This window comes from Alkalicoccus luteus, from assembly GCF_012034335.1.
Classification (GTDB): domain Bacteria; phylum Bacillota; class Bacilli; order Bacillales; family Salisediminibacteriaceae; genus Alkalicoccus; species Alkalicoccus luteus_A.
The window spans coordinates 20,431-34,144 of sequence record NZ_JAATHJ010000037.1 but is presented as its reverse complement, the minus strand read 5'-3'; the positions used below and the strand labels follow the sequence as shown (position 1 = coordinate 34,144).

Genomic DNA, 13,714 nt, shown 5'->3' with positions numbered 1-13,714 from the left:
TCATAAGCGCGTTTGAAACGGGTCCACGAGAAGCAAAATGAGACACCGCTCTCCAGAACCCCGAAGGGAGCCGGCTCCAAAATCAACTGTCACTTTTCTCACCGTCTCTTTTCTTGACTGAAGACCACTTGATGATAATTCCCCTTCGAAAAACGATGTGAAAGATGCCAAAGTCATCGCACAGCTCGTGAAAGATGGCCGGTTCTCCGAGCCGGTGCTGCCTGATCATGTCTATGCAGAGCTGCGTCAGGGGATGAATGTCCATGGTTGGCTCACGGAGCGCCACAATCGCATCAAGGCAAAGATCCAAAACTGGTTCGATCGCTATTTCCCTGAATTCACAGATGTCTTTAAAGACTGGGAAGGAAAAGCGGCTCTTCAGATTCTGGAGATGAACCTCTTGCCAAACGAATTAGCTGGGATGAACGATAAAACCATTCTGGACGAAATGAAAAAAGGCGCTTCACGGGCGGTTGGCTTGAAACGCGTGCGTGCCCTGAAGGAAGCTGCTTCAACGTCCATTGGGATCCGGACCGGCAGTCGGATGGCGAAGCGTGAATTGGCCCTTTTGCTTCAGGAATATCATGAACTGGGTCAAGAACTATCTCTCCTCGAAGAGGAGCTCAATGAACTGATCGAACCGATTCCAGGCACTAAGCAGATGCTTGCCATGAAAGGGGTCGGAGCAATGACCGTTGCCGGTTTTTTCGCAGAAGTTGGTGATTTGAACAACTATGATGATCCACGCCAATTACTTAAGTTAGCGGGACTCAATCTGCGACGAAATGAATCCGGTACTCACAAAGGTCAAACCAGGATTTCCAAGCGGGGAAGAAGAAAACTCAGAGCCCTGTTGTTCCGCGTTGCCATGCCGTTGTCATCTAAAAATTCAGCCTTTAAGAAACTGCATGACTATTATCGAAACCGGCCTGATAATCCTTTGACCGGTAAACAGTCGCTGATTGCCCTTTGTGGCAAACTGTTACGTATCTTTTTTGTGATCGGGACAAGACAGTGTGATTTCGATGAAGAACGCATGATTCGTGACATTCCGCATTTCAGAGACACACAGGAAGCTGCCTAACGATTCACTGATTTTCATCTCACGATAGAAGGTTCAGTATCAACTACGTTGACAAACGAAGCACGGAGAAGTCGGTCAATATTTCACCGTACGGGCATGATGACCCAGCAAAGGAGCATATCCGACCTCCACCTCATGGACAGGTTGAACGAAGGAATTTTGGAGCTTAGACTCCGCGAGACATGGGAGGGTCCACCACCGTGAGTATTGTGGAGATCCACTAGTGCGGCCATATCTACTATCCATAAGATGGTAATTATCGTCCATTTTGATTATTGAATGCATGCGTAATTTCCATATAATTAAAATGATGGTATAAATGTCTATGAGACTTCGTGTATTGAAAACAGATGGTGCAGGAATTCGGAGATATCGTGAGATATTAGAAGTATTAATTATTTTATAGAGGGAGGAGTTATGAACAAAAAGTGGTTTTCTCTATCCGTTGATGATGTTGTCAGAGAGCTTCACACCGACCAGGATCAGGGGTTCTCCGCTTCCGATGCAGATCATCTGCTAGAAGCCTATGGAAAAAACGAACTGCCTGAAAAAGAAGCGGAGAGCATCTTCGTGAAATTTTTCAAGCATTTTAACGATATTCTGATCTACATCCTGCTGGCAGCAGGAGTACTCAAGTTTTTGCTTGGCTATTACATCGATACGGCGATTATCGTGCTCGTTGCGGTCATCAATGCGACCATCGGGTTTTTACAGGAAAACAAAGCCGAAAAAGCACTCGAAGGGATAAAAAACATGCTGTCGCTGGACGCTGTCGTGATTCGGGATGGCAGACGTCAGGAAATCAGCGCCGCAGATCTCGTTCCAGGAGACATTGTTGTACTGAACGCCGGTGACAAAGTACCAGCAGACATCCGCATTCTCTCTTCTGCCAATTTAGGTGCGGAAGAAGCTGCACTTACCGGCGAGTCAGTATCGGCACGAAAGCAGACCGATGCGCTGCCGGAAGACACTGTGCTCGGCGACCAGACGAACATGCTTTTTTCGAGCACGTCGATCACGTCTGGAAGTGGAGTTGGCGTTGTCGTTGCAACTGGAGAAGACACGGAAATCGGTAAAATCAACGAGTCAATCAATGAAGTAGATGAGCTGAAAACGCCGCTCATGCGCCAGACGGATAAGTTTGGCAAGACGATCGCGCTGTTTATCGTCGGAGCATCGGTGTTCATTTACGCATTCGGATTCTTTTTCCGCGACTATGCGCCGGTTGATCTGTTGCTGTCGATCGTTGGTCTGGCCGTCGCTGCGATTCCGGAGGGACTCCCAGCGATCATCTCGATCATCCTCGCGCTCGGCGTGCAGAACATGGTCAAGCGCAAGGCGATTGTACGAAACCTGCCTTCTGTTGAAACGCTCGGGGCCGTATCGGTTATCTGCTCGGATAAGACTGGAACGCTCACAAAAAACGAAATGACCGTAACGGCGCTTCTGACACCGAGTGACACCTATGAGGTAACCGGCACGGGCTACGACCCGGAAGGAAGCATCATGGATGGCGATAAAGAAGCAGAGCCGGATAATACCGAGGTATATGAGCTGCTCACCGCAATGAAAACGTGTAACGACGCCTCGCTTCATCAGGAGGAGGACGGCACGTGGGTGATGAGCGGCGAGCCGACCGAAGGCTGTCTGTTAACCGTCGCGGAAAAAGCAGCGACTGAGATCCCTAGACACAAAGCCATTTCTAAAATACCGTTTGACTCGGATTACAAGTATATGGCGGTATTGATTGAAGAGGAAGGCAAGCGCCGCATTTTTGTGAAAGGAGCACCGGACCGGCTGTTTGATATGGCAGCGTCCGACGACAGCTTTGACCGTGCCGCCTGGGAAAAGGCGATGAAGAGCCGTACCTCGCAAGGCGAGCGCGTGCTCGCGGCAGGCGTCATCGATGTGGATGCTTCGACGTCGGAGATCGATCACGATGACTTGACGTCCGGCCTGCGCCTGCTCGGAATGACCGGCATCATCGACCCGCCGCGGGAAGAAGCAGTTGCAGCTGTGGCAGAGTGCCACCGTGCCGGCATCGGCGTCAAGATGATTACCGGGGACCACCTCGATACGGCGCTTGCGATCAGTGATCAGCTCGGGATCGGAGACGGCACAAACGGCGTTGAAGGGCGCGACATCGATACTATGTCCGATGAGGAGCTCGATGAGGCCGTTTTGTCTAACGACGTTTTTGCACGAACGAGTCCGGACAACAAGCTTCGTCTTGTCAAAGCACTGCAGAAAAACGGCAACGTCTCCGCGATGACAGGGGACGGCGTCAATGATGCACCTGCTTTAAAGCGCGCGGATATTGGCGTTGCAATGGGCATCAAAGGAACAGAGGTAGCCAAAGAGTCGGCGCAGATGGTACTCGTGGACGATAATTTTGAAACGATCGTTGGCGCAGTCGAAGAAGGCCGCCGCGTGTATGCGAACCTGAAAAAGACGATCCTCTTCATTCTGCCGACAAACGGCGCCCAGGCGCTCTTGATCATCATTGCGATTCTGCTTGGCACCGCCGTGATGCCGGTGACTCCGATCCAGATTCTCTGGATTAACATGGTGATTGCGATCACCGTTTCTCTCGCGCTCGCCTTTGAGCCGCTTGAGAAGGGGGCCATGGACCGGCCGCCGCGTCCGATCGATACACCGCTCTTAACGCCGTATTATGTGTTCCGGATTATCTTCGTTTCCCTGCTCATCGGCGGCACCTCCTTCGCCTTTTATCTCATGATGCTGCAGGAGACGACAGATCAGGCGTTGCTCAATTCCGTTGTGCTGCACACGATCGTCATGCTGCAGATGTTCCACTTGTTCAACGTTCGCAACGAGACCGGCTTCGCGTTCAACCGCAATTTCTTTAAAAACAAAGTCGCGTTTCTCGTCTCCGGCGTTCTGATCCTGCTGCAGCTGCTGATTTTGTACGTGCCGTTTATGAACACTGCATTTGGCACGGTGCCGCTCAGCATCGAATTCTGGATCATCCCTGCCGTACTCGGCGTCGTGATCTTTACCATCATCGAAATCGAAAAGACAATCACCCGCTCTGTCATGAAGCGGATCGAAGCCAAAAAGACAGGCTAGCGGAAGAAGCCTCTGGAACTGATCCAGAGGCTCTTTTTCGTTTTTGGCGGCGATGGTGGGTTCTGCATGGGAAGGTGATCGTGAAAATGTTCAACTTTCGCGGACAAAACGTTCACTTTTTTTCATACAGCAGTTGCGTCTGAAAATAGATTTCAATCAAATGATAAAAGTAGCCGTCAAAATAAAAAGGTTGGGGGCATGAATGATAAGTTTTTCGATATAAAGAACGAAGAATGATAACTCGTATAAGTTGCAGCTCGAAAATGATAAGTTCGAAGGAAAGTTTGAAATGTTTCCGATGGAGAATGAAAAGATGACGCCTCCACTTAATAACTTTCACCCATCCAAACGCAAGAAGGAAGCTTTCGGCCCGCCGAAAGCCAAACCAATTGAAAATGCCTCTGTCATCAAATTGCAATATTCGTAACAAATCTGTAAAATTCAATGTTTAATCCCAGTTTTGAGAAGGTATGGGATTACTAACAACCTCATAGCTTCACAGATTAAGCCAGTTCAGACGCGGCTACTAATCTTAACGAGGAGGCTAATTGTGAGACGTACGAAGCTACTGGCGGGTACGCTCGCCGCAGCGGGTGCGACGATGATGGTCGGAGGTTTTTCAGTAAGTGCAGAGGACGTGACGCATACGGTAGCGGAAGGCGAGACGATGTACAGCATCGCAGAAGCGAACACTACTGTTACGCTGGAGGAATTGCAGGACATGAACCCGGACGCTGATCCGTACAACCTGCAAATCGGCGAGCAGCTGACAATCACAGCTGCAGATGATGCTGGAAGCGGGGTAGAAACCCACGTTGTCCAGGAAGGGGAAACGTTCTATAGCATCGCATCGGAGCACGATGGGGTGACAGCGGACGACCTTGATAATTGGAACGCAGACGTGGATCGGTATGACTTGCAGCAGGGCATGCACGTCGTCGTGGAAGCACCAATTTCCGTTGATGACGCAGCTCCGGACGGGGCTTACCATCACGCCGATGAAGGCGAAAACTTTCACAGCATAGCACGGCAGTATCATGACGTAACCGCAAATGAGCTGATTGAGATGAACCACTCAGTCTATGCTGACGAGATCAGCATTGGACAGATGATCCAGCTTGATCCACAGCCGTTAGAATAAAAAAATGCCTGCAGGGAGGTCGCCTTCCTGCAGGCATTCTTTTGTCAACGCTATTGCGCCACGCTTTCTTCTATATAGCCGTCTGCTTCTTTAATTGTTTTCAGCACCTGCTCCTTGTATTCCTCCGGTACGCGAAACGAAATCAAATAATGCGGATAGTCGCGCTTGCTGACGCTTCGATCCTTGCGAATGTTTCGAAGCGACGTAAATACCTGCACGTTGCCCGGGGTGCCGCCAATACTTCCAGTAGCAATAAACGGGGTACGAAGCTCTGCGCCGTCCGGCAGTTCATCGATGTACAAATCCGTGACATGATACCTCAGCAGCTTGGTTCTGAGCGACTCTGCGGCATTCTCATTCTTGAGATACACGTTCATATGCACAGACATCGGTAAAACCCCTTTCTGCAAGTTGGTATCACTATTTTTCCCTTTCTCAACTAATATCAAACGCTCAGAACCGGTTTTCCTCCACTGCCTCCCAGATTTGTTCATAAGCTTCAGCTTCTCTGCTTTCCCCAGTCTTGTCCAGCAGCGGAACCTGCAGCGTAGCGTGTGTATCCCCATCGTGCTCCAGAAAAATCAAATCCGGACCGCCGTACCATTTTGGCTCTTCCGTTTCATACGAAGCATCCATCACGAAAGGAAGCGGCCCAGCTTCTGATTCAGCAAACACATACGTAAATTCGGTTTCTTCGTACATCTCCACATAGACCGGATCGGCTGCTTCCGACAGCTGATCGACCAAAATGAGCACCGCATCATACCCATCCGGGCGCTCCTCTTCAAACTCCGTCAGCGAATAACGCTCTGCCGAAAGGGCATCGCTATCTTCAACATGCGCAGGCGCTTCCGACCCAATCACAGCAATGGAAAGCGGCGAACCTTCGTAGCTCTCCTCAGACTGGCAGGCGCTTAAAAGCAGGATGAGTATTAGAATGAGATACTTTATCATGAATCATTTCCCCCGTAATCGTGTATAAAGGATAAAAGTTCAGTTAGATACGCAGCGGGCTGATCCTGATGAACCAGATGGCCGGCATTTGATACGAGAACGGTTCGGCCATTCGTTAGCTGCTTTTTGTAAACATTCAGTGAGCTCGCTTCATTCAGGTTTTTGTCCCCTGCGCAAATAAGAACCGGCATTGAAAGGTCCGCTGCATTTCCCGTAAGAGCAAATGGATAGTAATCGTCCTCCTGCGCCATACGTAAAATAGCACGCCAGCTCTTACCATGAAGATTGTCGAAATGAGTGGCAGCCGCCTCGTTTTCTAAAAGGGCTTTATAATGGGCTTTCTCCTGAAATCGAAGTTCAGACCAATTAGCTGGTTTTTCAGCGATAATTCCATGAACAGCGAGGGCAGTTACCATTTCAGGACTGAGTCTCGCTATATATAAGGCGACGAGTGCACCCAGTGAAGCGCCGACAACAAAAGCTGACCTAATATTATGAGCCAGCAGCGTTTCTGCTACATCATCCGCACATGTCTCAAAGTAAGCTTGTAAACTCGCAGTCTGAGAGCGGCCATGCCCTCGTAAATCCATCGTCACCACCTGAAAATTTGATTGCAGCATGTCCCGCTGATAAACAAAGTCCGTTTCACCTGTTTCAAGTCCGGCATGAAGAAAGAGAAGAGGGGAGCCGCTTCCATTTAATGTCGTATGTAACAGCATCTTGAATTCCTTTCCTGAGCGGGAGTGACGTCCATGTTAGGTTACGGAAGGTGTGCGTCGGTATTTTTTATCACGTCCAGCAAACGTCATTCTCGCGATCAATCGCACGACTCCATTAATAATCAGCACGTTCAGCACGAGGCCGCCGATGCTGACGAACATGCCGTCGTTGCCGCTGAAAAAGTTAGTGAAAAACCAGCCGCTGACTGGTTCAAGCTGATAGATGGTAATGAACTCAAACGGCAGTCCGAAGCTGTAGCTGCCCCGGCCGGCGCTCTCATAAGCGCTTGGAACCACATGTGGGATCATCAGGCATAGAAAGAGACTCCATGCCAACTGCGTTTTGTTTACCAATCGCATCACTGGTGTTCCCCTTTCTGCAAAAAGAATCTGTATGTCTATGTTTCCATATTTAAGGAAAAACTGCAACGATATCCATGAAAAACCGCTATGCAACGTGAAGGAACGGCAGCTGCATGATCTTTGCTACCAATCAATCCCGTATGGAGGCTCTACTAAACTGAGCAGAGCGAAAACGATAATAATAAGAGTGGCATAGCTAACGACATAGCAGCCAAGCTGACGATGAAGATAGCGATAGATAGTCTGCACGGTTTCCCTGCTGTTAAACAAACTGAGTTTGTTAACAATCTTTTTCGAACGCCTCAGCTGAACGGCATACTGAACCGTCTCCACTATTAATCGGGCCATCATATAAAAAAGGATCATATAGCCGCCGACAGCAAGCAGTTCCCATGGCGGGCTTGGATCATAAGGTTGATCGCCAACATGCTCCAACGTAATCACTAATGGCATAAAGCCAACAGCAAAAACATACAGGAAGAAGAGAAGGTAGTGGGACAGAAAGCGTAAAGGCCACATTCGCCAGCCCGGTGACAATTCCAGATTGATCACACCGAGCATTTTTGCGACCCTGGCATAATCAATCGTCATCTGACTGATCCGGACAGCATCAGCAAGATAGTGCGACCACGTTGCGCCTGTTGTGGTTCCGGCAGGCCTGAAATGAAAAAAGACATCTCTTCGTGCAGACTCTCGTGTATACCCTGGAATCGAGCCGTTATGGGTGAACGTAAGCCCCTCATCAAACAATTCACCGGCAGTCACATCCTCTAACTCCTCACGAGGTTCCATTCCTTTCATGGGGAAAAAGCGGTCCCGCCGGTAACGCCGAGGACCACGCCAGCCCCAAATTAGTCCAATGCCATAGATCGCGCAAAGCATTAAAAAGATAGGTAACGGAATAAATTCTCCGAATATATGCATGTCGTCCTGCTCCTTCTGAAAAGCAATTGATTAGGATCGTGCACGTTCAGATAGCTCATGTCATTCACTGTATCTATATGAAAGTGCTTGGGATGGATGGTGTAGATTGTTTCCGCACGCCGTAAAAGTGAATTAATTGTATAGCATTATAATGACGAACATCAACGTGGCGATCAGCAACCATTTGAGAAACTGAGTACTGAAAAATAAGATGAATGACGTCCAAAGATAGATGAAAACAGATTTATATTCATTTGTTGTCACACCAAATGATTTGGAAAGCTTTAAGGAATAAATGTTTTGCAGAAAATAAGCAATAAACTCTTTTAACAAATATATGGCGTAAAAAAACAATCCGAACATGACAAAGATTCCGTTGATTTCTGTGAAGAATGCAAGACTTTCATCTAAGGAAAAAGAGATTAATGCGGTGAAAATAAGACCCATGACTAATAACCTGCCTCGCAGGAGGTAAGAAGCGGCGGCGACCCCGGATCTTACCATATTCACCAAAACATTCGGGTTCATTAACCGATTGGTATAGCCCAATAGTTTAAACATTTGGGCGATATTTCTTCGGGACTGTTTTTCAAGAAAACCACGTTCAACATATAAAGCAGTAATTTGATCCTTCCTTTCATTCGAGGGATAAAAGATCACTTCTTCATATTGTCGATCTTTATCAACTTGATAAAAAAATTCATAATGGGCCTTCGTCTTCGTATAGTAGTCAAGAATCGAAAGAGGAGTAGTAGTTGAATGAGCCTCTTTCGGCTGATTAGATTTTTTAATTTCTGACCTGTGAAACCATGCAGTTTTTTTGAGCAATAAATACATAGCTAAACAAAACGTAAGAATGCCAACGATTGCCGTTACATAATAGTTCATTTTCTACCGCCCTCTGTCTGTTAGAAATAATGATCTGAACGGAGTAACTGAGCAAAAAATGACTTCGCGTTCCAGCTGTATTGCTGAAGACCCCAGATACGCTACAGCCTGCAGTTGTCGAGATACGTTCCTTTCAGCTGAATCGACCTGCGGTGCGGATTGAGCTAGCAAAGCTATATACAGCTTTGCTAAGATGCCTATCATTTATTGATGTATTTTGATGGGAGCAGGAAGAAAAGTAATGAGAGCTTGGATGATGGTAACCAGATTTAACTCATGTTTTTGATTCTTTCTCGTTTCGCTTCTTGCGCGCGATCGAGGTAATGATCACTAACATAATTCCCGCAGGAACTGCAATGACGGATGCAATAATCAACGTCCGTACTGCTTCAAGCGTTGCCACAGAGCCGGAGTCGGGGAAAGTTGAATCCAATATAATGACCGCCGCGATAAGACAAATGATACCGGCTGCCGACAGTCCAATACTGCCGTAAAGTGATTTTTTGCTGTTGGTATCCCAATGAATCATGACATAAATAACTGCCGAAACTACAAGAATCAGACCGATCACCATATCCATACCTCCCTTTAAGTCAGGAACGAGACCTGTATGTAGAAGCTGCCAAACAACTAAGAAAACCGAAATTTCAGTAAACTTATCGCGAAATGAAGGAAAGCCTTTAGAGCTGAACCGTGCATCGGCTGATTTCCTGTTCGGATTCGATGAAGATGTTCTCTTTAGTGTACGTAAGACCGTATCGTTATGTTTCCATATGTAAGAACAAATAGCAACTATTTGCATAACAAATCCGCTCCTTATCGCTAAGGAGCGGTACGTTTATCGCTTTGGTTCCGGCGGAATGCTGGTGACATACGTTTTGGCAAGCAGATCGTGCAGGGCACGTTTGTCCTTGCGCGCAATCACCATGATAACAGATGCGATGAAGCCGATGCCGAACGTCAGTGCATACAAAATGTAGGACACCGGTTCACGGACGATCATCGTCAGCAGCCCCACCTGCGAGCCGTCTGTGCGGACCACGCGGATGCCAAGCGCCCGTTTTCCGATTGTATACCCTGTCCAGATCACGGGTAGCAGCACGTAATAGACGATAGGTAAAATGCCTTCAAACACTTGCAGCAGACGTTCTTCAGCCGCAAATTCACCAAAAACGATGAGTGCGAAAATAAAGATCGTTGCTGTGATGACGATCCCGTCTAAAATAACGGCCGCAAGCCGCTTCCAAAAGCCGACTGGTTCTCGAACCTCCATGGAAAATCCCCCTTTTTCTAATCTAAGATAAACGTTCCCTTCCCATTCTCCAGCTAAACTGCAGGTGTGTTTACACGTGGAAAGGGGTCATCTGCCAGTATAACGCAAAGCTGGCAAAAAGGACGACCGCAGCCTGGATGAACAGAAAGCCGACGCTGCTTTTTGCCCGGTCCGTCCGCCACCAGACGAGCGCGTAGATCAACGCCAGCAGGAGCGGTACGAGCGGGGCAGCCAGCATAAACGTACCAGCTGTCACATAGCCAAAGATCAACAGCTGTACAGACGCGGCCATTGTACCGGCTGCGAGCAGCAGGGACAGCACTGTAAAGAAGGCGAGAACTCGATGTCGTTTATCCGGCACCTTGCGCCGGCGAATAATCCGGTACAGTCCTCGTACCGGGATCACGAGCAGGAAAAAGACCGCCACTGCACTAATGAAGCCAAGCACAGCGTAGGAAAGGTGACGTTCGCCAATGAGCGGCACCCGGTCAAACACCATCATCGGGTAGACGGAGCTGATAAACTGATCATTTTCCAATAGCGCCAGCGTCTCAAAGTCGTGTACCTGCTGGAAAACGAGCGGAGAACTCGTTTCCTGCATCGTGTACCTGCCTCCGGAAAAATGAAGGTCGTCAACGGACAGCGTGCCGTCTGAAGCAGCTTCGATCGAAATCGTCGGATTAAAGATTGAAATGATGCTGAGCGGACCTTTTTCATTGACCCGGTTCATCGTGTACGAACCTGAAAAATCCGCAAGCTCGTCTTCTGTCGTCGGTGTCTCAGCGAGAGTGTGGGGCTCCGTTTCCACTCCCATCGCCTCAGCGAGCCCGCTTAAATAATCAGCCATTACCCGCTGTGATTCGATCCCGGTCACGCCGTTTGTGGAGACAAAAATACCAAGATCCAGCTCAGGAACGAGCATCATCGTCGACATGAACGCGTCAATCGAGCCGTCATGGCGAATCGCATCGAGGCCGCCAAACTGCGATCCGTAGTGACCGAAATGCATACCGGTCACGTCCTCGTGCATGTGAAACTGCGGCTCATGCATCAGCGAAAAGCTTTCTGAACTGGCAAGCTCCTCGTTTTGTTCCAGATGCGCGAGCATGTAAAGCGCCATGTCGTTCGCAGATGTTGTGATCGAGCCAGCCGGTACCATGTGAATATAAGAATACGGATAAGGCTGATCACCAATGTAGCTCGCGGCTACGTAAGCCGGGTTTTCATGCTGCTCAAAGGAGGAATCATTCATGCCGAGAGGTTCAAAAATTCGTGCTTCCACATAGTCTGGAAACGGGACACCGGAAGCATCCTCCACCAGCTGACCGGCAATTGCGAGTCCCACGTTGCTGTACTCCACTTCGGTGCCGGGCGAGCGTTTTAAAGCAGGTGTCCGCTCCTTGAGAAAGCGCACGGGATCCACCTCATCGTAGGAGGTTGCATAAAAGCCGGTCATCGTCTCATCAAAGCCAGCTGTATGGGTTAACAGGTGCGGGATCGTGACCGTCTCTGCCGGCTCGTTGGCGAGCTCAATGGAAAGCATCTCGGTGATCGATGTATCAAGCGACAGGGTACCAGCCTCAACCTGCTGCAGCACGGCGGCAGCGGTCATGCTTTTTCCGACAGAGCCGGCGCGAAACAGCGTATCCGCATCTGCCTCTACCTGCAGAGACGCATTTGCCAGGCCGTATCCGTCTGCAAGCACGACCTCCCCGTTCTGAACGATGCTGACGATCGCTCCTTTAAAGCTTCCTTCTTCGATTCGTTCTTCCATGAACATCTCTGTATAATTCGTCGCATCCTGCTCCATTGCCTGAACCGGAACGGCGGCAAGCAGCCAGACCGCAAGCAGGCTCAAAATCGTTCGCATCGTCATCGCCTCCACGTTTTCTCTATTTAAGTTACGGACGACACGTGACAATTGTTTCATGATGTTGGAAAATATATTTTGCTACACTATAGAAAAGAGAGGAGTGGGGGAGATGAACACGGTGACACTTCGCACGGCCAAAGAAGCACTGGCACTGGCAGGAGAAAAGCTTGCCGCAAACCAGGCAGCCAATGGATTGCCGTATGGTATTTTACATAACCTGGTCGAGAGCGATCAGCCGCTGCTTGTAGCTGTCAAAGAGAAGAAAGAGGTGCTCGCTTTGCTCGTGCGGACGCCGCCGCACCATTTGATCTTATCGGCGTTTACTACGGAGTTGGAACCCGTTTGGACGAGCGCCATCAAGGAGCTTGCCGTTCATGACGTGCCAAGTATCATCGGCAGCATTACGGCAGTAGAAGCGTTTCAAACGATTTGGCAGGCGACGCACGGCTGTCAAAGTGAACTCGGCATGGAGCAGCGGATTTTTCGTGCGGACCGGGTGATCCCGCCCCGACAAACTAGCGGTGCACCACGCTGGACGGAAGAGGAAGATGCAGCACTGTTAACCGAATGGATTGAGGCCTTCGCAGAGGAGGCACTTGACGGAGTAACAAATGAGGAAGCAGCAGAGCTTGCGGAGCGCTTTATTTCCAAGCGAAGCGTGCTGCTTTGGGAGGATGAAGGTCAAGCGGTTTCGATGGCGGCAGCTGGTCGTCCCGCAGCCGGATCGTGTGCCGTGCAGCACGTGTACACGCCAAAGGAGTATAGAGGAAGAGGCTACGCCGAAAACGTCACCGCGGCGCTCACGAAGGAGCTGTTAAGTCGCTATTCGTTCTGTACGCTCTACACCGATTTGGCAAACCCGACATCCAACGCTATTTACACCCGCATCGGCTACGAGCCCGTCGCCGATTCACGAGTCGTCAACTTCATCTATAGCTGAGTTCAGACTGATTTCCCGTGCAAAAGCTTCAGCCGGCAAGGCACATCTTACAGCTTTGCCGGCTCGTCCGTTTCAGACGCTTCTTTTTCTGCTTTTGATCAACAGGAAAAGCGAGAGGGCCGTTGTGGCAAGAGCTGCGAGAAACAGATACACGAGCGGGCTGCGAAACTGTGCCAGCACCGCATCGGCTGTGTGCATCTGACCGCACGTCTGCACACTGTCAGACGTGAAAATAAAGAACGGTCTGCACGCCTCAATCGGAAGAATCGCAGTTTGAGCAGTGAAATACACGACATACGCACCGGTGACGAAAGCAAAAACAGCAGAAATAAGCGCCAGCAAAGCGTAAAAAATTCGTTTCATGACCGACCTCCGTTGTATGAATACTGCTTACAACATAACATAAATTGGAAAATAAAGGTGTGTCCAATTGGTGGTAGGCAGGGCAACGGAGAGAGTGACACA

General features: G+C 49.2%; 14 protein-coding genes and 1 pseudogene. 5 read left to right on the top strand and 10 right to left on the bottom strand.

Features of this window, described 5'->3' with window-relative positions:
• Positions 1-151: 151 nt before the first annotated feature.
• The 4 genes and pseudogenes from HCN83_RS18660 to HCN83_RS16115 form a co-directional block, all read left to right on the top strand.
• A pseudogene (locus HCN83_RS18660) lies at positions 152-322 on the top strand (IS110 family transposase); the annotation flags it as partial.
• Positions 323-391: 69 nt separating this feature from the next.
• Entirely contained in the window at positions 392-1,084 is a 693-nt protein-coding gene (locus HCN83_RS18800; RefSeq protein ID WP_343033757.1) for an IS110 family transposase, read from the top strand.
• A gap of 417 nt (positions 1,085-1,501) precedes the next feature.
• Positions 1,502-4,174: an HAD-IC family P-type ATPase gene (locus HCN83_RS16120; protein ID WP_168009150.1), complete on the top strand. Its 2,673-nt coding sequence runs from the start codon at positions 1,502-1,504 to the stop codon at positions 4,172-4,174.
• Between the two features lie 550 nt (positions 4,175-4,724).
• Positions 4,725-5,315, top strand: coding sequence for a LysM peptidoglycan-binding domain-containing protein (locus tag HCN83_RS16115; RefSeq protein ID WP_168009148.1), 591 nt, complete (start codon positions 4,725-4,727; stop codon positions 5,313-5,315).
• A gap of 50 nt (positions 5,316-5,365) precedes the next feature.
• Here the strand turns inward: HCN83_RS16115 and HCN83_RS16110 are convergent, their stop codons facing one another.
• The 9 genes from HCN83_RS16110 to HCN83_RS16070 form a co-directional block, all read right to left on the bottom strand.
• Positions 5,366-5,704: a hypothetical protein gene (locus tag HCN83_RS16110; RefSeq protein WP_168009146.1), complete on the bottom strand. Its 339-nt coding sequence runs from the start codon at positions 5,702-5,704 to the stop codon at positions 5,366-5,368.
• A 64-nt stretch (positions 5,705-5,768) separates the two neighbouring features.
• Positions 5,769-6,269 (bottom strand): hypothetical protein, encoded by a 501-nt coding sequence (locus tag HCN83_RS16105; RefSeq protein ID WP_168009144.1) that lies wholly within the window; start codon positions 6,267-6,269, stop codon positions 5,769-5,771.
• Positions 6,266-6,988 carry an alpha/beta fold hydrolase gene (locus HCN83_RS16100; protein ID WP_168009142.1) on the bottom strand — a complete coding sequence of 241 codons (723 nt, stop codon included), beginning with the start codon at positions 6,986-6,988 and terminating at the stop codon, positions 6,266-6,268. The genes HCN83_RS16105 and HCN83_RS16100 overlap by 4 nt, the downstream gene beginning before the upstream one ends.
• Before the next feature lie 36 nt (positions 6,989-7,024).
• On the bottom strand, positions 7,025-7,348 hold the full coding sequence (locus tag HCN83_RS16095) for a hypothetical protein (RefSeq protein ID WP_168009141.1): 324 nt from the start codon (positions 7,346-7,348) through the stop codon (positions 7,025-7,027).
• 126 nt (positions 7,349-7,474) lie between these two features.
• Positions 7,475-8,275 carry a hypothetical protein gene (locus tag HCN83_RS16090; protein ID WP_168009139.1) on the bottom strand — a complete coding sequence of 267 codons (801 nt, stop codon included), beginning with the start codon at positions 8,273-8,275 and terminating at the stop codon, positions 7,475-7,477.
• Between the two features lie 132 nt (positions 8,276-8,407).
• Positions 8,408-9,163 (bottom strand): hypothetical protein, encoded by a 756-nt coding sequence (locus HCN83_RS16085; protein WP_168009137.1) that lies wholly within the window; start codon positions 9,161-9,163, stop codon positions 8,408-8,410.
• 274 nt (positions 9,164-9,437) lie between these two features.
• Positions 9,438-9,737 carry a hypothetical protein gene (locus tag HCN83_RS16080; RefSeq protein WP_168009135.1) on the bottom strand — a complete coding sequence of 100 codons (300 nt, stop codon included), beginning with the start codon at positions 9,735-9,737 and terminating at the stop codon, positions 9,438-9,440.
• A gap of 264 nt (positions 9,738-10,001) precedes the next feature.
• Entirely contained in the window at positions 10,002-10,436 is a 435-nt protein-coding gene (locus tag HCN83_RS16075) for an RDD family protein (RefSeq protein WP_168009133.1), read from the bottom strand.
• Positions 10,437-10,506: 70 nt separating this feature from the next.
• On the bottom strand, positions 10,507-12,366 hold the full coding sequence (locus HCN83_RS16070; protein ID WP_168009131.1) for a serine hydrolase domain-containing protein: 1,860 nt from the start codon (positions 12,364-12,366) through the stop codon (positions 10,507-10,509).
• A 52-nt stretch (positions 12,367-12,418) separates the two neighbouring features.
• Here HCN83_RS16070 and HCN83_RS16065 point away from each other — a divergent pair, with 52 nt between their 5' ends.
• A complete protein-coding gene (locus HCN83_RS16065; RefSeq protein WP_168009129.1) occupies positions 12,419-13,249 on the top strand; it encodes a GNAT family N-acetyltransferase in 831 nt (276 codons plus the stop codon).
• A 72-nt stretch (positions 13,250-13,321) separates the two neighbouring features.
• Here the strand turns inward: HCN83_RS16065 and HCN83_RS16060 are convergent, their stop codons facing one another.
• A complete protein-coding gene (locus HCN83_RS16060; RefSeq protein WP_168009127.1) occupies positions 13,322-13,612 on the bottom strand; it encodes a hypothetical protein in 291 nt (96 codons plus the stop codon).
• Between the last annotated feature and the right edge of the window lie 102 nt (positions 13,613-13,714).

What these genes read in the sequence shown, in the direction of transcription:
- HCN83_RS18800 (WP_343033757.1), top strand. Translation starts at nt 392, where the DNA reads ATGAACCTCTTGCCAAACGAATTAGCTGGGATGAACGATAAAACCATT.
- HCN83_RS16120 (WP_168009150.1), top strand. Translation starts at nt 1,502, where the DNA reads ATGAACAAAAAGTGGTTTTCTCTATCCGTTGATGATGTTGTCAGAGAG.
- HCN83_RS16110 (WP_168009146.1), bottom strand. Translation starts at nt 5,704, where the DNA reads ATGTCTGTGCATATGAACGTGTATCTCAAGAATGAGAATGCCGCAGAG.
- HCN83_RS16105 (WP_168009144.1), bottom strand. Translation starts at nt 6,269, where the DNA reads ATGATAAAGTATCTCATTCTAATACTCATCCTGCTTTTAAGCGCCTGC.
- HCN83_RS16100 (WP_168009142.1), bottom strand. Translation starts at nt 6,988, where the DNA reads ATGCTGTTACATACGACATTAAATGGAAGCGGCTCCCCTCTTCTCTTT.
- HCN83_RS16095 (WP_168009141.1), bottom strand. Translation starts at nt 7,348, where the DNA reads ATGCGATTGGTAAACAAAACGCAGTTGGCATGGAGTCTCTTTCTATGC.
- HCN83_RS16090 (WP_168009139.1), bottom strand. Translation starts at nt 8,275, where the DNA reads ATGCATATATTCGGAGAATTTATTCCGTTACCTATCTTTTTAATGCTT.
- HCN83_RS16085 (WP_168009137.1), bottom strand. Translation starts at nt 9,163, where the DNA reads ATGAACTATTATGTAACGGCAATCGTTGGCATTCTTACGTTTTGTTTA.
- HCN83_RS16080 (WP_168009135.1), bottom strand. Translation starts at nt 9,737, where the DNA reads ATGGTGATCGGTCTGATTCTTGTAGTTTCGGCAGTTATTTATGTCATG.
- HCN83_RS16075 (WP_168009133.1), bottom strand. Translation starts at nt 10,436, where the DNA reads ATGGAGGTTCGAGAACCAGTCGGCTTTTGGAAGCGGCTTGCGGCCGTT.
- HCN83_RS16070 (WP_168009131.1), bottom strand. Translation starts at nt 12,366, where the DNA reads ATGAAACAATTGTCACGTGTCGTCCGTAACTTAAATAGAGAAAACGTG.
- HCN83_RS16065 (WP_168009129.1), top strand. Translation starts at nt 12,419, where the DNA reads ATGAACACGGTGACACTTCGCACGGCCAAAGAAGCACTGGCACTGGCA.
- HCN83_RS16060 (WP_168009127.1), bottom strand. Translation starts at nt 13,612, where the DNA reads ATGAAACGAATTTTTTACGCTTTGCTGGCGCTTATTTCTGCTGTTTTT.